This is a genomic window from Pseudomonas sp. NPDC087803, assembly GCF_044742995.1.
Taxonomy (GTDB): Bacteria; Pseudomonadota; Gammaproteobacteria; order Pseudomonadales; family Pseudomonadaceae; genus Aquipseudomonas.
This window is the reverse complement of the sequence record NZ_JBIUVO010000001.1, coordinates 160,203-179,231: the sequence shown is the minus strand read 5'-3', so window position 1 is coordinate 179,231 and position 19,029 is coordinate 160,203. Positions and strand designations below refer to the sequence as shown.

The following is a 19,029-nucleotide window of genomic DNA, read 5'->3' as shown; positions in this document are numbered from 1 at the left end:
GCGGCGATGTTGGCGATGACCACGGCGATCAAGCCGCCCGCCGAGGCCATGCCGACGTCGAACTGCACCAGCGCCTGGTTGTAGATCAGGTAGGCGAGGTTGGTCGAGGCGTAGCCGGGGCCGCCGTTGGTGGTGGTGAAAATCTCGGCGAACACCGACAACAGGAAGATGGTTTCGATCATCACCACCACCGCAATCGGCCGCGCCAGGTGCGGCAGGGTCAGGTGCCAGAAGATCGCGACCGGGCCGGCGCCATCGAGGCGCGCAGCTTCCTTCTGTTCCTGGTCGAGGGACTGCATGGCGGTCATCAGGATCAGGATCGCGAAGGGCAGCCATTGCCACGAAACAATGATGATGATCGACAGCAGCGGATAGTGCGCCAGCCAGTCCACCGGTTCGGCGCCGAACAGCCGCCAGACGTAGGCGAGGATTCCCGACACCGGATGGAAAATCAGGTTCTTCCAGATCAGCGCACCGACGGTGGGCATGATGAAGAACGGCGAAATCAGCATCACCCGCACGATGCCGCGGCCGAGAAATTCGCTGGCCTCAAGCAACGCGCTGATCAACACCCCGAACACCACGCTGATCAACAGCACGCTGCCGACCAGCAACAGGGTATTGGTGGCGCCGGGCAGGAAACCGGAGTCGGTGAGGAAGTAAGTGAAGTTCTCCAGCCCGACGAATTCGTTTACGCCCGGATCGAGCAGGTTGTAGCGAATCATCGAGAAGTAAATGGTCATGCCCAGCGGCACGATCATCCACAGCAGCAACAGGGCCACCGAAGGGCTGACCAGAAACCAGCCGGGATTGCGAACGCGGACGTTGCGCCGGGGCTGTGTCAGGTCAATGTGGGCTTTGGCAGTTGAAGTATTCATGGTGATCACAACCGAGTCATACAGACCTATGGAGATCCCCTGTGGGAGCGGGCTTGCTCGCGAAGGCGCCGTGTCAGTCAATACACATGACACTGACCCACCGCTTTCGCGAGCAAGCCCGCTCCCACAGGAGGCAGGAGCAAGTCGTTCAGTGGTTACTTGGGATAACCGGCGCGCTTCATCTCGCGTTCGGTGGTTTGCTGCGCGGCGGCCAGGGCTTGATCCACCGTGGTCTGGCCGATCAGCGCCGCCGAGAACAGTTTGCCGACCTGAGTACCCACGCCCTGAAACTCAGGAATGGTCACCAGTTGAATGCCGATGTAAGGCACCGGTTTCAACGTCGGTTTGCTCGGATCAGCCGCTTTCAGTGACTCCAGCGTGACCTTGGCGAACGGCGCCGCGCTCATGTAAGCGTCGCTGTAGGTCGAGGCGCGAGTGCCCGGTGGTACGTTGGCGATGCCGTCGGTCTTGGCCACCAGCTCACCGTACTCTTTGGAGGTGGCCCAGGCGCTGAATGCCTTGGCGGCGTCCTTGGCTTTCGAGCTGGTCGGAATCGCCAGTGCCCACGAATACAGCCACGCCGAGCCTTTATCGGTGACCTGATGCGGTGCGAAAGTGAAGCCGACGTGATCGGCGACCTTGCTCTGGGTCTTGTCGGTGACGAACGAGCCAGCGACGGACGCGTCCACCCAGATTGCGCACTTGCCGCTGTTGAACAGCGCCAGGTTCTCGTTGAACCCGTTACTGGAGGCGCCCGGCGGACCGGATTTCTTCATGGTGTCGACGTAGAAGTTCAACGCGTTTTTCCACTCCGGACCGGTGAATTCCGGTTGCCATTTCTCATCAAACCAACGCGCGCCGTAAGCGTTGGCGACGGTAGTGATCAACGCCATGTTCTCGCCCCAACCGGCCTTGCCGCGCAGGCAGATGCCGTACTGCTCTTTATCCTTGTTGGTGAGTTTTTCGGCGAAGCCGGCGATCTGCTCCCAGGTCGGGCGCTCGGGCATGCTCAGTCCGGCATCCTTGAACAGGTCGGTGCGGTAATAGGTGATCGAGCTTTCGGCGTAGAACGGCAGTGCGTATAGCGAACCCTTGACTGACAGGCCTTCACGCACCGATGGGAACACATCGTCGAGGGCGTAGCTGGCTGGCAGATCCTTCATCGGTTCGAGCCAGCCCTTGGCGCCCCAAAGTGCCGCTTCGTACATGCCGATGGTCAACACATCGAACTGCCCACCTTGGGTGGCGATGTCGGTGGTCAGGCGTTGGCGCAGGACGTTTTCTTCCAGCACCACCCAATTGAGCTTGATGTCCGGATGCTCGGCCTCGAAGGTTTTCGAGAGCTTTTGCATGCGGATCATGTCGCTGTTGTTGACGGTGGCGATGGTCAGGGTCTGGGCGCCAAGGCTGACGCTGCTGAGGGTCATGCAGGTGAGGGCAAGCAGAGCTTTTGCAGTGGGTTGCATCGTGCACTCCTTTTCTGCGTCCGGTGGGGGCAGAAGGACAGTTATTGTTTTTGTGTCTTCCTGTGCAGGAAGAATGTGCACTGATTACAGCCCTCAATCGACGTGCTGACAAATCATCCGTCGCACTTGAACCGATACTTTTTTGCACTGGGGTTTACTGCGGTAAATGCAGGGAAGAGGTTTTCAGCGGGGAGGGGCTATTGAATCAGTACAGGTTTCATCGCGTCGGATGCTTTTGTGGGAGCGGGCTTGCTCGCGAAAGCGCTGTGTCAGTTTGCCGATCAGTTGACTGGTACAGCGCTTTCGCGAGCAGGCTCACTCCTACAGGGGGCGGTGGTATCAGCCGAGGTTTTGTTCAGTCAGGCGCTGCACGGCCAGGCGTCGATAGTGCGACGGCGTCATGCCCTTGAGTTGCTGAAAGCGCCGATTGAAGTTGGAAATGTTGTTGAACCCCGACTCGAAGCACACGTCAGTCACCGGTTTGTCGCCATCGGCCAACAGCTCGCAGGACTTGCTGATGCGCAGGCGATTGACGAACTCGATGAAGTTGCGCCCGGTGGCCTGTTTGAACACACGACTGAAATAGGTCGGTTTCATCCCCAGATGCTCGGCGACTTCTTCCAGCGTCAACTCTCGAGCGTAGTGGCTGAAGATGTAGTCGACCGCGCGGTTGGTGCGGTCAATGTTGTGCTCGTCGGCCAGTTGCGTATTGGTGGCGCCGGACAGCAATTGATAGTCATCGGTCGTCGCCAGCAATTCCATCAGAATGAAAAAGTGCCCGAGACGGGTGATGCCGCGGGTTTCGGCAATGAGCTGCATCAGGCTCATGGCCTGGCGGATGGTGTCCTTGTCACGAAACTCGATGCCGTACTGCGCGCGCTCCAGCAACGGCGTGAGGGTCTTGAGTTCGGCAAACACCTGATGCCCGCTTTCGAACAACTCGTCGGTGAAGTTCACCAGCATGTCGCGCTTTTCCACCACTTCGTCTTCGGCCACCTGGCTGATCCAGTTGTGTGGCAGGTTGGGCCCGGTGAGAAACAATGTCTGCGGGTAAAAGTTGCCGATGTAGTCGCCAATGAACACTTTGCCGGAGCTGGCCACGATCAGGTGCAGTTCGTATTCCTTGTGGAAATGCCAGCGTACCAGCGGGCACGGAAAGCCATGCTGACGGTAGATGATGGACAGGCCGTTATGGTCGTCCATCAACTCGTAGGAGGGATCAGTGATTCTGGTGGCCCGGGTCATGTCCGATGCGTTCTGTTGTTATGTTGCCGTCCATCATGCACGCGTGCTCCGGACAGTGCCAGCGCCTCAGCCCCGGGCTTTTCTCAGGCCCTTGGCCTGGTTGATCTCATGACAATAGGCGACCAGGCGCGTGCCGCCGATGAAGTCGGCATTGATGATGCTGCACTTGGGCGCCCATCCCGATTCCGGGCCAAACCACTGATTGAGCTCGTTGGTGATCCGTTTGACGCCGGCCAGTTCGCCGTAACTGGTGGCGGACAATGACCATAGGGTGCCGGGCGCCGGTGGGTTGGCCAGGGTTTGCGTGATGTGCTGCTTGAGTTGCTCGGGAGAGGTGATGTCACTGCCGCTCCATTCATGGCGGATTTTCGGCCAGTACAACGGCGAGCTGAAGTCGGGATGCGAGTCGCTGGCCAGCACCACTCGCTGTACCCGGCTGATGCTTTTGAGTTGCGCAAGGGACAAGTAACGGTTGCTTCTGGGAATGAGTCGCGAGGACAGTTCAGTCATGATGACTTGCTGGAGGCCCTTGTAATCAAATGGCTGATCGTTAATGCCCTTCAGTTCACGAATATCCAGCACGATAAATTCGTCCGGGTGTTCATCGAGGAAGACGTTGAGGCTTTTTACAAGTTCGCTCAGGGAGCGTCCCCGAAGCAGTTTGAAGCCATGAAAGGTATGAAACTTCTTGATGCCCAGCCAGTGTTCGTCCGAATGCAGGCGCAAGTCGAAGGCGCGTACGCCTTCGCTCAGTTGCTGAATGAACGGTCCATCCTGGCAGACAAACCAGTTTTTCGCGGGCTGGAGATACGCCGGATACGAGAAGTCGTAATCCACTCCGCAGTTGTGCGCCCCGGGCCAGACCAATTCGCCGAGGGTGAGGGCGTTAATACCGGACGCAGTGGTCATCCAGTTTTTATAAGGGTAATTATTCATGGTGCATTCCGTTGCAGACTAAGTTTGATATTTTAAGCCCGAAAGATAATTGCTTCAGGGCGAAAAACATTCTTTGGTCTGCTCGGGTAAAGTGCAAGTCAGCACTCTTTTCAAAGTGTTTGCCTGTACTTTGTTAACTGCAAAACAATTAACTGTTGTGGTTTTTTGCTTCGATCCATTGCGACATGTACTGAGTGCTCTTGTGCAAGTGGTGACGCAACATGCTGCCGGTAAAGTTGGCGCGCCGCAGTGCCGCCAGGTTGTCGCGGCACGCCTGCAATCGTTCGATCAATGCCGGGCCGTGGACAGCTTGCCGATAGCGCTCGTTCAACAACCTGACGCCGGCTTGTTGTGCGTCGGTCCAGTGCAACTTGTCCTGATGCAGTTTGACTGCCGCATCGGCCAGCGCCTGAGCCGACAGCGCCACCGCGCCGGGCCATGGCAGCGCACCGCTCATGCCTTCGGCGCCGATCGGGGTGGTGACATTGGGCGTGCCACAGAGCATGGCATCGACGATTTTGCCCTTGATCCCCGCACCGAAGCGCAAGGGTGCAAGGCAAACCCGGGCTTGCGCCATCACTTGCAGCGCATCTTCGGCCCAGTTCATCACATGAAAACCTTGCGCCGCGTTGTGCAGGGCAGTGGCCTTGGGCGGAGTGTAAGCACCGTAGATATGCAACTGCGCGCCAGGCAATTGCTGGCGGATGAGCGGCCAGACCGCGTTCTTCATCCACAGCACGGCATCCCAGTTCGGCGCATGACGGAAATTGCCGATGCTCAGAAAGTGCGCGCGATCCTCGAAGGGGACGAAAGCGCCGCGCGGTGGTTCGAGCATCAATGGACACCAGTGCAGCAAGTCCCGGGGCACCCGGAACTGTTCGATCAGCAACTGGATTTCCACTTCGGAAATCATCAGGTTGAGGTCGCAGCGATACAGCGCGGCGATTTCCCGTTTGGCCAGATCGGTGTCAGCCATCAACTCGAACTCTTCAGCCAGCGCGGGGGCAAACAGTGCAGTGAAATCCTGGTTGTCCGGGTCGTCCTTCAAGCGCTCCTTGAGCCTTTGGTGACGGGCGTGTCGCAGGCTTTGCAAGTCGGAAGTCTCCAGCACTCGCAGGGCGTTCGGGCAGTGCTTTTCGACGCGCCAGCCGAACTGTTCTTCCATTATGAACTGGTCAAACAGCACGATATCCGGGGCCAGTTCAGCGACAAAAGCGTCGAAACTGCTGTTATTGAGTTCGATCGGTACTTCCCGAATCCCCAGCTCCGCCAGGTCGGCCTTGTGTTCGCCGGGGCCGGCCGGGCTGCTGAAGGTGATGTCCCAGCCTTGTTGCAGGAAAGTTTCGAGGATCTGCATCACATGCCCGCTGGCCGCCGAAGAGCGCGGTTCGGGCCAGACGTAGCCGATGACCAGAACTTTGGTGGCGGACGATGCAGTCATTGACAGGTGTTCCTTGCAGGCAGGCGGGTAAAAACGGGGCGCAATTAGACCACATCTGATGCCCGTTTTTACAGTGCAGGAAGTGTTGCCGACTTGCGGTCTTTACCCGGTCCTTAACTGCAAATGGCTGTTTTTGAAAGTTTGATTGTTGTCTGGATGTTGGTAAAAGTTGCTAACGCTAGTTCATTTAATCTTTGTCTTTTATGCGGGTATGTTGTCGGCAGCTCGATAACTTCAAGTCGGCAATGATTGCCGGCCTCATAGCGCAAAGTTAAAAGGATGAACATGGGAAGCGATATTTTTGATCTTGGTGCCGCGGCTGACGATAACTGCGGATTAATGGCGCTGCTGGATCCCTGGGGCGCGCAAGGCAACTCGAACGAACCACGGGTCGAACCACTGACCCAAGTACCCGACGGCGAAAATCCGGAGGATTTCATCGATGCGGTGAATATCAAGGAGCTTGGCGACAAGATTGCCAGCCATTGTGCGGCCCTGACGGATCCTGCCAGTTTTCACCCGGCTTACTTCATCCGCACCCGTATCGAAGATACCGCGCGTGCGCTGGTCACCGCCCCCAAGCAACTGGCACAGATCACCTACGATGCGAAGATTGCGGTCAAGTATCTGCAACATGACGCGGTAAATCGCAGCGATACGCTGAAACCCGAGAAAGCCCCGGCCCAGTGGCGTCAGAAGGACTTCACCCTGGCCGAGATTTGCACCGATCATCATTTGGTCGTGCTGAAGGAACACGGTTTCAAGGAAATCCTCTGGCCTGAGTTTTATCCCAAGGCGTTGATCGAGGCCTTCACAGAAGCCAACTACGAGGACGATTTCAAACAGTATGTGAAAGACAATCTGCTCCCCCCCGGCGCCCGTGCATTTGGCTACTATTTGAAGAAAACCGAACTGATCAAACTGGTGGTCGAATTCATCAAGGACGAGAAGCGTTCCATCGACGATCGCCATATCGCTTTCGCGTTTCTCAGAGGCACCCTGACGCCGCGCACCATGCTGCTGCACAGCGACCCAAGCCTGATGGTGGATAACGCGGTGTTTATCGGCGCCGACAACCTTTCCAATGGCATTCTGTTTTTTCTCGGCGAGGACAGCGAGGCGATTGTTTTTCCCGCCGGTCACGACGCGCGCGGGAAGTTTCTCGAAAGCAACGACCAACTGCAGCAGCTATTGCTCAAGCGCGTACCGCTTCGCGCGCAACAGCAGGCGCACGTCAGGGATTTCAAATATCGCGGCATGGAAATGCCGCTGTTCGCCACCCGAGCGCATTATCGGGAACTGGTGTTCAGGACGAGCAGCGAGATCGGCCGCAGCTTATATGAGCTACAGATCGTGCGCGCCCTGGCGGATATCGACACCCTCGTGTCGACATCGGAGGAGCGCATCACCGACCTCGCGCTCGAGGCGGCGGGGCATGTCTTGCAATGCCTGGCAATGGCGGCTTCGATGCCCTGGGGCGGCAGCGGGGTTTTGGCCTCGACGTCGGTGAAGGTTCTGGTGTCGATGCTGGTGGGCCTCGGCGCGGCGGCGACCGATCTGATCCGTGCGGAAATTGCCGATGATCCGGCCGAAACCGACCGTTTGCGTATCAGCGCCGCGATAGGTGTACTGGCCGAGCTCGCGGGCCCGGTCGGTGAGCGGCTGATCGGCAAAGCGTTGTCGACCGCGGCAAAAAAACGCTTGAGCCAGCGCATTCTCAGTACCTTGACCCAAGCGAACAGACCCTCACTGTTACGTCGACCGGGCGCAAGTCTGTCGCATCACCTGGCGAGTACGGCTGGCAAGGAGATACCGGACCGGGCCAAAGGCGCGGTGGTCGCCGGGCAGTTGCAGGAGCTGGCGGGTGGGCCGAGTGTCGCGCAAATGATCGCCGATCAAACCCAGGTCTTGCACCATGCCGGGCCGCAGAAGGGCATTGTCTATCAAGGCTTCACCTTTCGCGGCGACACCCGTGATCCGTCGATTGTCTTCAAGGAGGGTTTTCGTCAGCGCACGCCCATCACTGACCTCAACCAGGTCAACGGCTTCAAGGGGGGTTACGGCGGCGCGCACGATGCCTTGGCACCGGACGGGGCCGGCATTTCAACGTCGGCATTTTACAAGAAGGATGGTGCTGGAGCCTTTGTCTACGGTGGCGCCAAGGGCGGCCATACGTATTTCATTGATGCCCGGCAACTGGAGGGGTTTCACTTGTACGCCAACACCGAGCTGGCGTTTCGGCCCAACACCGGGCTGAAGATGCTGCCTCCGCTGGAAATCAACTATGCCGTTGATATCTCGCCGAGGCTGATCCTTGGGGCGTATGACAGTGCGGGTAAATTCATCCCCAATCCGCAGGCGCTGCGACTGGCGATCCAGTCGAGTCAGGACGGTGTCGGTCACGGATTTGGCCGGGATATTGCGAAAAAGGTCGGTGCCGGCACCGATCCGTTGATTCCAACGGATGGCGTGACATACGGCAACGAGGTGCGGATCGAGAGCGAATATGGCGGGGCCAAAGTCAGCATAGGGTGACTTCAGCCCGCGTCACGGTTACTTCTGAAGGAGAATGCCCTTGACCTTGTCGCGCAGCTGATCAATCGAGAACGGTTTGCCGATCACGTGCATGCCGGCGGGGACGTCGATGTTTTCGGCGTAACCGCTGGCGAACAGGACCGGCAGGGTGGGACGCAGTTCACGGGCTTTGCCGGCCAGTTCACTGCCTGTCATGCCCGGCAGGCCGTAGTCGGTCATCATCAAGTCGATAACCGTGCTCTGATCCCCGAGAATCTTCAGGGCAGACTCGCCGTCGTCCGCCTCCAGCACATTGAACGCCAGCTCCTCCAGCACGTCGACGATGAGCATGCGCACGATGTTGTCGTCTTCTACTACAAGGATGGTGGACGCTGGGGTGGACATATTGGTGCTCTCAAGAAATGAAATCGGACGGCGACCGGTCGAAAATGCCGGGCTCTTGCATGAGTAAGTGGCGCATGGCCACAAGTTCCCGATTCGATGGAAAAAAGATTAGCTGTTATTTGCGGCGCAAGGATAACGGTTGCTTGATCCGGAAGCGCAGGAAAATGTAGGAAATTGCTGCCAAAGCAGTCAGAAAAATGGATCCATGCAGCCGTTTTGGGGCAAACTCCCGGGTTTCGACAGTTCGACAAGGCTGCCCCATGTCCACTCGGTCTACAGTTGATGAAACACGGTTCCGCAAACTATTGACGCGCAACATCGGTTTGCCGTTGGGGGTCGGTGCGCTCAGCGCCGTGTTCTTTGTGTCTCTGATTACCTATTTGCTCTCGGTGATTCAGTGGGTGGAGCACACCGACCGGGTGATCAATAACGCCAATGAAGCGGTGAAACTCACCGTTGATCTGGAAACCGGCATGCGCGGGTTTCTGCTCAGCGGCGACGAACACTTCCTCGACCCCTATGAAACCGCCAAGCCGCGGATCAACGTCGCGCTCAATACCTTGCTCGAACTGACCGCCGATAACCCGGTGCAGACCGACCGGCTGCGGCGTTTGCAGGCATTGCAGACCGAGTGGAGCAATTATGCGCAGTCGATGATCGACCTGCAGCGTTCCAGCGGCGACTACAGGGGGGCGGTCAAGGCCGGGCGGGGCAAGCGTCTGACTGACGAAATTCGCAAGCAATTCGAAGACGTGATCGACATGGAGCAGCAGTTGCGCACCACGCGCAACGAAGAGGTGCGCCGCACCACGATCTGGAGCATCACCCTTTATCTGCTGTTCATTGCCGGGATCAGCGGTTTGCTGGCCTATGTCGGCCGCCGCGATCTGGTCAGCCTGTCGGACAGCTACAGCGCCAACCTGGCCGCGCAACAGGCCAGTGCCGAACGCCTGGAGCGTCAGGCCTGGATGCGCAGCGGCCAGACCGAGCTGGCCGAGCAGGTGCTGGGGCAACTGACGCTCAACCTGCTGGGGCGCAACATCCTGCAGTTCTGCGCGCAATACCTGGGCACCGCAGTGGCGGCGCTGTATGTGCGCGAAGAACATGGCGGTCTCAAGCGCGTGGCGTCCTACGGATTTTCCCGCGAACAGGAAGAACTGGATCAGCAGATCTACAGCGGCGAAGGCATCGTTGGCCAAGTTGCCCAGCAGGGCAAACTGATTCGTCTGGACTCGGTCCCGGCCGACTATTTCAAGGTCAGTTCCGGCTTGGGCCAGGGCCTGCCACGCAGCGTGCTGGTGGTGCCGACCAGTGATGATGACCGGGTCAATGGCGTGGTCGAACTGGGCTTCCTGCGTCCGCTCACCGAGCGCGATATCGACTTGCTGGAGCTGATTGCCGGCAACATCGGTACCTCGATCGAAGCGGCGCGTTATCGTCAGCGCCTGCAAGAAGTGCTGGCCGAAACCCAGCAGCTCAACGAAGAGTTGCAGGTGCAGCAGGAAGAGCTGAAAACCGCCAACGAAGAACTCGAAGAGCAGTCGCGGATTCTCAAGGAATCCCAGGCGCATCTGGAAACCCAGCAAGTCGAGCTGGAGCAGACCAACGAGCAGTTGGCCGAGCAGGCGCAGACCCTGGCCGAGCAGCGTGATGCCATGGATCTGAAAAACACCGAGCTCAACCAGGTGCAGGTGCAGCTCGAGGAGCGCGCCGAAGAGCTGCAGCGTTCGAGCAAGTACAAATCCGAATTCCTCGCCAACATGTCCCACGAACTGCGCACGCCGCTGAACAGTTCGCTGATCCTCGCCAAGTTGCTGGCGGAGAACCCGCAGGACAATCTCACGGCCGAGCAGGTCAAGTTCGCCGAGTCGATTTATTCCGCCGGCAACGATCTGCTGAACCTGATCAACGACATTCTCGACATCTCCAAAGTCGAAGCCGGCAAGCTTGAAGTGCTCCCGGAAAATACCAGCGTCGCGCGCCTGGCCGATGGCTTGCGCAGCGTGTTCGAACCGCTGGCGGCGGACAAGAAACTGACCTTCAGCGTCGAGTTGCAGCCGGATGCGCCGATCATGCTGTACACCGACCGCCAGCGTCTGGAGCAGGTGATCAAGAACCTGCTGTCCAACGCCGTGAAGTTCACCGAACACGGGGCGGTCAGCCTGACCATCGCCGGCCAGCCGAACGAGCGCATTGCGTTCATCGTGCGCGATTCGGGGATCGGTATCGCCGCAGATCAGCAGGAAAGCATTTTCGAAGCGTTCCGTCAGGCTGACGGTACGACCAACCGCAAGTACGGTGGCACCGGTCTGGGCCTGTCGATCTCGCGCGATCTGGCGGCGTTGCTCGGCGGTTCGATCAGCGTCAGCAGCGCGCCGGGGCAGGGCAGCGTGTTCACCCTGGTGTTGCCGCAGCAATACCATGAGCCGGGTGACGCGCCGTCCGCACCGTTGACCTTTACTGCACCGCCGGCAACGGCCCCGACGCCCATCGCGCCGCCGTCGATTGCGGTGTCGCCAATGGCCCCGGTGCACATCCCGCGCTTTGCCGATGACCGTGGCAAGGCACCGTTCACCACCCGCTGCATTCTGGTGGTGGAAGACGAGCCGAATTTCGCCCACATCCTCTACGACCTGGCCCACGAGCTGGGGTATCAGTGCCTGGTGGCGCATGGTGCCGACGAAGGTTATGACCTGGCCCGCGAGTTCGTGCCGGACGCGATCCTGCTCGACATGCGCCTGCCGGATCATTCCGGGCTGACCGTGCTGCAGCGTCTGAAGGAACACGCCGAAACCCGGCACATTCCGGTGCACGTGATCTCGGTTGAAGACCGCGTGGAAGCGGCCATGCACATGGGCGCGATAGGTTATGCGGTCAAGCCGACCACCCGCGAAGAGCTCAAGGACGTGTTCGCCCGTCTTGAAGCCAAGCTGACCCAGAAGGTCAAGCGTGTGCTGCTGGTCGAAGATGACGATCTGCAACGCGAAAGCATTGCCCGCCTGATCGGCGACGATGACATCGAGATCACCGCCGTCGGCCTGGCGCAGGACGCTCTGGAGAAACTGCGCACGACGATCTACGACTGCATGGTGATCGACCTGAAATTGCCGGACATGCTCGGCAACGATCTGCTCAAGCGCATGTCTACCGAGGACATTTGCTCGTTCCCGCCGGTGATTGTCTACACCGGGCGCAACCTGACCCGTGATGAAGAGGCCGAGCTGCGCAAGTATTCGCGCTCGATCATTATCAAGGGTGCGCGCTCGCCGGAACGGCTGCTGGATGAGGTCACACTCTTTCTGCACAAAGTCGAATCGCAGTTGTCCCATGAGCGGCAGAAGATGCTCAAGACCGCCCGCAGCCGCGACAAGGTCTTCGAAGGCCGCAAGGTGCTGCTGGTGGACGACGATGTGCGCAACATCTTTGCCCTGACCAGCGCGCTGGAACACAAGGGGGCAGTCGTGGTGATCGGCCGAAACGGCCGTGAGGCGATTGATAAATTGAACGAGGTCGAGGACATCGATCTGGTGCTGATGGACGTGATGATGCCGGAGATGGATGGTTTCGAAGCCACCATCGAAATCCGCAAGGATCCGCGCTGGCGCAAGCTGCCGATCATCGCGGTGACGGCCAAGGCCATGAAGGACGATCAGGAGCGCTGCCTGCAGGCGGGCGCCAATGATTACCTGGCCAAGCCCATCGACCTGGATCGCCTGTTCTCGTTGATTCGCGTGTGGTTACCGAAGATGGAACGCATTTAGTGGATAGCAGTCACTCCGCGGAGCGCAACAGCGAAATCGAATTGCGTTTGCTGATCGAGGCCATTTACCTCAAGTACAGCTACGATTTTCGCGATTACTCGGGCGCTTCGATCAAGCGCCGGGTGCAGCACGCCTTGAGCCAGTTCGAATGCGCGACCATTTCGGCCTTGCAGGAGAAAGTCCTGCACGATCCGACCGCGTTCATGCAGTTGCTGCAACTGCTGACGATCCCGGTCAGCGAGATGTTTCGCGATCCGTCGCACTTCCTCGCGATCCGCAAGGAAGTAGTGCCGCTGCTGCGCACCTATCCGTCGCTGAAGATCTGGATTGCCGGGTGCAGCACCGGTGAGGAGGTTTATTCGATGGCGATTCTGCTGCGCGAGGAAGGCCTGCTCGACCGCACGATCATCTATGCCACCGACATCAACCCGCGCTCGCTGGACAAGGCCAAGCAGGGGATTTTCTCCATGGAGAACGTCCGCGCCTACACCGCCAATTACCAGCAGGCCGGCGGCCAGCGCTCCTTTGCCGACTACTACACGGCTGCGTACGGCTACGCGATCTTCGACAAGAGCCTGTGCGAAAACGTGACCTTCGCCGACCACAGTCTGGCGACTGACAGCGTGTTCTCCGAAACACAGTTGATTTCCTGCCGCAACGTACTGATTTACTTCAACAAGAAACTTCAGGACCGTGCCTTCGGTCTGTTTCACGAATCGCTGTGCCACCGAGGTTTTCTGGTGCTGGGCAGCAAGGAGACGCTGGATTTTTCCGCCTACTCCAACCAGTTCGAGCCGTTGGTCAAACAAGAACGGATCTACCGCAAATTATGAACGATGCCGTTGATTTGCCTCGCGTCGAGGCCATCGTGGTCGGTGCTTCGGCCGGTGGTGTCGAAGCACTGCTGACGCTGCTCGCGCCGCTGCGCAAGGGCTACGTGTTGCCGATCATTGTCGTTTTGCATCTGCCGGAAGAGCGCCGCAGCCTGTTGGCCGAGGTGTTTGAACGGCGGCTGATGCTGCCGGTGCAGGAGGCGACGGACAAGCAGGACATCCAGTCCGGAACGGTGTATTTCGCCACGCCGGGTTATCACCTGTCGGTCGAGCAGGATCGCAGTCTGTCGTTGAGCCTTGAAGACCGCGTGCATCATTCCCGACCGTCGATTGACTACTTGTTCGAATCCGCCGCCGACGCTTACGGCGAAACACTGGCCGCCGTGTTGCTGACCGGCGCCAATCACGATGGCGCTCGCGGCCTGGCGCAAGTCAAGCGCCGTGGCGGACTGACCATCGTTCAAGACCCGCAGGACGCTCAGGTCGCCACCATGCCTCAGGCTGCACTGAAGATTCAGCAGCCCGACCATGTCCTACCCATTCACGGCATCGGCCGTCTGCTTGTCGAGCTGGAACGAATCGCATGCTGAGTAATATCCAGGCCAAATTGCTGATCGTCGACGATCTGCCGGAGAACCTGCTGGCCCTCGAAGCGCTGATCAAGCGCGAGGACCGCACGGTGTACAAGGCGCTGTCGGCGGACGAAGCACTTTCGCTGCTGCTGCAACACGAGTTCGCCATGGCCATCCTCGACGTACAGATGCCGGGGATGAACGGCTTCGAACTCGCCGAATTGATGCGCGGCACCGAGAAAACCAAGAACATTCCGATCATTTTCGTCAGCGCCGCCGGCCGCGAATTGAACTACGCGTTCAAGGGCTACGAAAGCGGGGCGGTGGACTTCCTGCACAAGCCGCTGGATATCCATGCGGTGAAGAGCAAGGTCAATGTGTTCGTCGACCTGTACCGCCAGAGCAAGGCCATGAAGCAACAGGTCGAAGCCCTCGAGCAGGCGCGCCGCGAGCAGGAAGCGCTGTTGCAGCAACTGCAGAGCACGCAGCTGGAGCTGGAGCAGGCGGTGCGTATGCGCGATGACTTCATGTCAATCGTCGCCCACGAAGTGCGCACGCCGCTCAATGGCCTGATACTCGAGACCCAGTTGCGCAAGATGCACCTGGCGCGGGACAACGCCGCGGCGTTCACCCTCGACAAGATGCACGCCATGGTCGACCGCGACGAACGTCAGATCAAAAGCCTGATCCGCCTGATCGAAGACATGCTCGACGTTTCGCGGATTCGCACCGGCAAGCTGTCGATCCGGCCGAATCGCTTCGACCTGACGCAACTGGTGGGCAACCTGCTGCAGAACTTCGCGCCGCAGATGGAAGCGGCCGAGACTGAAGTCAGCTTTACCGCGCCGGAGCCGGTGGAAGGTCATTGGGACGAATTCCGCATTGAGCAGGTGGTTTCCAACCTGCTGACCAACGCCTTGCGCTACGGTGGCCGTAGCCCGATTCAAGTCCGCGTGTACCGTGAGGGCGACGAGGCGCGGGTCGAAGTTCAGGACCATGGCATCGGCATCAGTGAAGAGAACCAGAAGCGTATTTTTCAACAGTTCGAACGGGTTTCCGCCAAGACGGTAGTGGCTGGTCTCGGGCTGGGTCTGTTCATTTCCGAGCAGATCGTCGCCGCCCATGGCGGCTCCATCGCCGTCGAGAGTCGAATCAACGAAGGCGCCCTGTTTCGCGTTTGTCTGCCAATCCAGGAAAACGGCATTTCCGACGCAACCTCTGAGTGACCACACGGTCGTATCAGCAGCTATTGACCGAACAAAGGCTTCCCATGAGCGTAGATGCACAAGATGTAGTACTCGTCGTCGAGGACGAACCGGTTATCTTGATGGTGCTGACGGACTATCTGTCGGGGCAGGGGTACCGCGTGTTGCAGGCCGAAAACGGCGAGCAGGCGTTCGAGATTCTTGCGAGCAAGCCACATCTGGACATGTTGATCACTGACTTCCGCCTGCCTGGCGGGATCTCCGGCGTGCAGATCGCCGAACCGGCAGTCAAGCTGCGTCCGGACCTGAAGGTGATCTTCATCAGCGGCTATCCGCAGGAAATCCGCGAGACCGGCAGTCCGATCACGCAAAAGGCGCCGATCCTGGAAAAGCCGTTCGATCTGGATGTGCTGCAGGAAAAGATCCAGGAACTGCTGGCCTGATCCCTAGCGGCTGATATTCCCCATGTAGGAGCTGCCGCAGGCTGCGATCTTTTGATCTTAAAAAACAAAATCAAAAGATCGCAGCCTGCGGCAGCTCCTACAGTCGTTTTTGGGGGTCAGTTCTTGATCATCTCGCGGACCTTGGCGGTCAGCAGATCGAAGGTGAACGGCTTGGTGATCATCTGCATCCCCGGGTCGAGAAAGCCACCGCGTACGGCAGCGTGCTCGGCGTAACCGGTGATGAACAACACCTTCAGCCCTGGCCGGTACTGCCGGCCGATCTCCGCCAGCTGCCGGCCGTTCATGCCCGGCAGGCCGACGTCACTGATCAGCAGGTCGATGCGCTGCGCCGAATTGAGGATCGGTACTGCGCCGTCAGCATCGCCGGCTTCGACGAACGCATAACCCAACTCACTGAGCACCGCGCTGACCAGCACGCGCACGGCGGGGTCGTCTTCAACGATCAACACCGTTTCGCCATCCAGTGCATGCGGGGCTTGCTGGATATCGGAAACCGGATGCTCCAGCGCTTCGCCGCGAAAGCGTGGCAGGTACAGTTTGACCGTGGTGCCCTGGTCGATTTCGCTGTCGATCGACACATGTCCCCGCGACTGTTTGCTGAAGCCGTAGATCATCGACAGGCCCAGCCCCGTACCCTGACCGATCGGCTTGGTGGTGAAGAACGGATCGAACGCGCGGTTGATCACGCTTTGCGGCATGCCGCAGCCATTGTCGGTGACGCTGAGCATCACGTAGTCGCCGGGTTCGAGGTTGGGGTAGGCCTCGGTGAATTCCCGTTGAAGCACCTGGTTACTGGTCTCGACCACCAGTTTGCCGCCATCGGGCATGGCGTCGCGGGCATTGAGCACCAGGTTGAGCAGGGCGCTTTCCAGTTGATTGGGGTCCGCTTCGGCGATCCACAACTGGTCATTGAGGCGCATGTCCAGTTGAATGCTTTCGTTGAGGCTGCGTTGCAACAACTCGCCCATCGACAGCACCAGCGTGTTCATCTGCACGGCTTTGGAGTCCAGCGATTGCCGGCGCGAGAACGCCAGCAAGCGGTGAGTCAGACCGGCAGCGCGGTTGGCCGAGGTCACGCCAAGATCAATCAGGCTGTCGAGGTCTTCGGTGCGTCCGCGAGCCAGGCGCCGGCGCAGCAACTCAAGGCTGCCGATAATCCCGGTGAGCATGTTGTTGAAGTCGTGGGCGATGCCGCCGGTGAGCTGCCCGACCGCTTCCATTTTCTGCGACTGGCGCAAGGCTTCTTCATTGTGGCGAAGTTGCGCGGTGCGTTCCTCGACCTGTTGCTCGAGGGTTTCCAGGGTCGATTGCAGGCGCCGTTCGCTTTCACTCAAGTCGATCAGGCGATCGCGGGCTTCGTATTGTCGTCGTCGCCCGCGCAGGGCGGTGGAGACCAGACTGACCAGCGTTGCCGGATGAAACGGGCGCTCAAGGAAAGTGACGTTGCCCAGCAGCTGGCTCAGGCGCGAAGAAGGACCTTGTTCCGAGCCGCCGTGGTGGGTCAGCAAGACGATCGGCAGATCCGACCAGGCCGGCTGCTCCTCGAGAAAATGCAAGAGGGTTTCCAGCTCGGGACCGCGCAGCGCTTCGGTGGCAATCAGCAGCAGTCCGGCGCCGGGTTCCAGTTGCGCGCACAGTGCGCCCAGATCCGGGGTGATCACCCCGCAGAAACCTGCCTCATTGAGGATCATCAGCGCCACTTGGCTGTCACGTCCCATGGGCGCCAGAATCAGCGCCCGTTCCGACAGCGGTACGGTAACCGTCACAAGGTTTCTTCCCGCAACAGCGGATTGCTCGCGCCGAGGTAAGTCGGCACGCCGCGCAACACACCCTGGAAGGCTTCCAGCGGTTCACCGATGGTCATGCCCTGGCTGGAAATGCGGTATTCACGGATCGTCGATTCGTGGCTGCCGGTACGTTTCTTGATGATCGAAATCGCGCGGCGGACTTTGCCGATGGCTTCGAAGTAGCGCAACAGAATCACCGTGTCGGCGAGGTAAGTGATGTCGACCGGCGCCTGCATGTCACCGACCAGACCGTGCTGGGCCACGGTCATGAAGGTCGCCGCGCCCTTGCGGTTGAGGTACAGCAGCAGCTCGTGCATGTGCAGCACCAGTGCGTTTTCTTCCGGCATTGCGGCCTGATAGCCGTTGATGCTGTCGATCACTACGGTCTTGATGTTGCCTTCATCGACGCAGCGACGCACCCGATGCGAGAACTCGCCAGGGGACAGTTCGGCGGCGTCCACCTGATCGATCAGCAGGTTGCCAGTGGCTTGCAGGGCCTTGAGGTCGATGCCGATATTCTTCATGCGCTCGAACAGCAAGCCGAGTTCTTCATCAAAGATGAACAGCGCGGCTTTCTCGCCACGGGCCACTGCTGCAGCGGCGAAGATCATCGAGATCAGCGATTTGCCGGTACCGGCCGGGCCGAGAATCAGTGTGCTGGAACCGGTCTCGATGCCGCCACCGAGCAGGGCGTCCATTTCCTTGATGCCGCTGGTCAATTGCAAGCGTGAGTAGTCGCCACGGTGTTCAGCAGCCACCAGTCGTGGGAACACATGGACGCCGTCGCCCATGATGGTGAAGTCGTGATAGCCGCCACGGTATTTCTGGCCGCGATACTTGACGATGCGCACGCGCCGGCGCTCGGCGCCGTAATTGGGCGTCAGTTCTTCGAGGCGGATTACCCCGTGGGCGACGCTGTGCACGGTCTTGTCGAGGGATTCGGTGGTCAGGTCGTCAAGCAGCAGGACGGTGGCGTCGTAACGCACAAAGTAGTGCTTGATCGCCAGAATCTGTCGGCGGTAACGCAGCGAACTCTGCGCCAGCAGACGGATTTCGGAGAGGCTGTCGAGTACCACACGGGTCGGCTTGAAACGCTCGACCACTTCGAAAATCTGCTTGGTGGCTTCGCCCAGTTCCAGGTCGGAGGAGTACAGCAGGCTTTGCTGATGCTCGGCATTGAGCAGGCTTTCGGGCGGCGTCAGCTCAAAGATTTCGATGTTCTCGTTCAGCTCCCAACCGTGGGACAGCGCGCCCTGGCGCAGTTCACGTTCGGTTTCCGACAGCGTGATGTACAGACAGCGTTCGCCGGCACGGGCGCCCGCCATCAGAAAATGCAACGCGACGGTGGTTTTGCCTGTGCCGGGTTCACCTTCGAGCAAAAACACATGCCCTCGGGACAGACCACCGGCGAGGATGTCATCCAGGCCAATGATGCCGGTGGCGGCTTTTGCACTGATCAACTCGTTGGACGTAGACAAAGAATGCCCTCTCATGACTAGGGGAATCGAGGCAGCAGGCTGTT

General features: G+C 59.2%; 14 protein-coding genes. 6 read left to right on the top strand and 8 right to left on the bottom strand.

From position 1 onward, the window contains the following. From ACIOUG_RS00715 to ACIOUG_RS00695, 5 genes are all read right to left on the bottom strand, one after another. Nucleotides 1-878 (bottom strand): carbohydrate ABC transporter permease (locus tag ACIOUG_RS00715; protein WP_401061726.1); only part of this gene is annotated, 878 nt, incomplete at its 3' end. Nucleotides 879-1,033: 155 nt separating this feature from the next. Beyond that, entirely contained in the window at nucleotides 1,034-2,344 is a 1,311-nt protein-coding gene (locus tag ACIOUG_RS00710; RefSeq protein ID WP_401061725.1) for an ABC transporter substrate-binding protein, read from the bottom strand. A 339-nt stretch (nucleotides 2,345-2,683) separates the two neighbouring features. After that, complete coding sequence (locus tag ACIOUG_RS00705; RefSeq protein ID WP_401061723.1) at nucleotides 2,684-3,589, bottom strand: AraC family transcriptional regulator; 906 nt, start codon at nucleotides 3,587-3,589, stop codon at nucleotides 2,684-2,686. 66 nt (nucleotides 3,590-3,655) lie between these two features. Continuing rightward, nucleotides 3,656-4,525 (bottom strand): phospholipase, encoded by an 870-nt coding sequence (locus ACIOUG_RS00700; protein ID WP_401061721.1) that lies wholly within the window; start codon nucleotides 4,523-4,525, stop codon nucleotides 3,656-3,658. A gap of 148 nt (nucleotides 4,526-4,673) precedes the next feature. Then, a complete protein-coding gene (locus tag ACIOUG_RS00695) occupies nucleotides 4,674-5,966 on the bottom strand; it encodes a glycosyltransferase (RefSeq protein WP_401061720.1) in 1,293 nt (430 codons plus the stop codon). 285 nt (nucleotides 5,967-6,251) lie between these two features. Here ACIOUG_RS00695 and ACIOUG_RS00690 point away from each other — a divergent pair, with 285 nt between their 5' ends. After that, on the top strand, nucleotides 6,252-8,501 hold the full coding sequence (locus tag ACIOUG_RS00690; RefSeq protein WP_401061718.1) for a hypothetical protein: 2,250 nt from the start codon (nucleotides 6,252-6,254) through the stop codon (nucleotides 8,499-8,501). An 18-nt stretch (nucleotides 8,502-8,519) separates the two neighbouring features. Here the strand turns inward: ACIOUG_RS00690 and ACIOUG_RS00685 are convergent, their stop codons facing one another. Continuing rightward, nucleotides 8,520-8,885, bottom strand: coding sequence for a response regulator (locus tag ACIOUG_RS00685; protein WP_401061716.1), 366 nt, complete (start codon nucleotides 8,883-8,885; stop codon nucleotides 8,520-8,522). Between the two features lie 260 nt (nucleotides 8,886-9,145). Here ACIOUG_RS00685 and ACIOUG_RS00680 point away from each other — a divergent pair, with 260 nt between their 5' ends. The 5 genes from ACIOUG_RS00680 to ACIOUG_RS00660 are packed head-to-tail and all read left to right on the top strand — an operon-like array spanning nucleotide 9,146 to nucleotide 15,699. Further along, complete coding sequence (locus tag ACIOUG_RS00680) at nucleotides 9,146-12,646, top strand: response regulator (RefSeq protein ID WP_401061714.1); 3,501 nt, start codon at nucleotides 9,146-9,148, stop codon at nucleotides 12,644-12,646. Further along, complete coding sequence (locus ACIOUG_RS00675; protein WP_401061713.1) at nucleotides 12,646-13,479, top strand: CheR family methyltransferase; 834 nt, start codon at nucleotides 12,646-12,648, stop codon at nucleotides 13,477-13,479. Before ACIOUG_RS00680 ends, ACIOUG_RS00675 begins: the two co-directional genes overlap by 1 nt. Beyond that, nucleotides 13,476-14,069 (top strand): chemotaxis protein CheB, encoded by a 594-nt coding sequence (locus ACIOUG_RS00670; protein ID WP_401061711.1) that lies wholly within the window; start codon nucleotides 13,476-13,478, stop codon nucleotides 14,067-14,069. The genes ACIOUG_RS00675 and ACIOUG_RS00670 overlap by 4 nt, the downstream gene beginning before the upstream one ends. Continuing rightward, a complete protein-coding gene (locus ACIOUG_RS00665) occupies nucleotides 14,063-15,277 on the top strand; it encodes an ATP-binding protein (RefSeq protein WP_401061710.1) in 1,215 nt (404 codons plus the stop codon). Before ACIOUG_RS00670 ends, ACIOUG_RS00665 begins: the two co-directional genes overlap by 7 nt. 44 nt (nucleotides 15,278-15,321) lie before the next feature. Then, nucleotides 15,322-15,699, top strand: coding sequence for a response regulator (locus ACIOUG_RS00660; protein ID WP_007963558.1), 378 nt, complete (start codon nucleotides 15,322-15,324; stop codon nucleotides 15,697-15,699). A 116-nt stretch (nucleotides 15,700-15,815) separates the two neighbouring features. Here the strand turns inward: ACIOUG_RS00660 and ACIOUG_RS00655 are convergent, their stop codons facing one another. Beyond that, nucleotides 15,816-17,486 carry an ATP-binding protein gene (locus ACIOUG_RS00655; RefSeq protein ID WP_401061708.1) on the bottom strand — a complete coding sequence of 557 codons (1,671 nt, stop codon included), beginning with the start codon at nucleotides 17,484-17,486 and terminating at the stop codon, nucleotides 15,816-15,818. Then, a complete protein-coding gene (locus ACIOUG_RS00650) occupies nucleotides 17,483-18,985 on the bottom strand; it encodes an ATPase domain-containing protein (protein ID WP_401061706.1) in 1,503 nt (500 codons plus the stop codon). The genes ACIOUG_RS00655 and ACIOUG_RS00650 overlap by 4 nt, the downstream gene beginning before the upstream one ends. Between the last annotated feature and the right edge of the window lie 44 nt (nucleotides 18,986-19,029).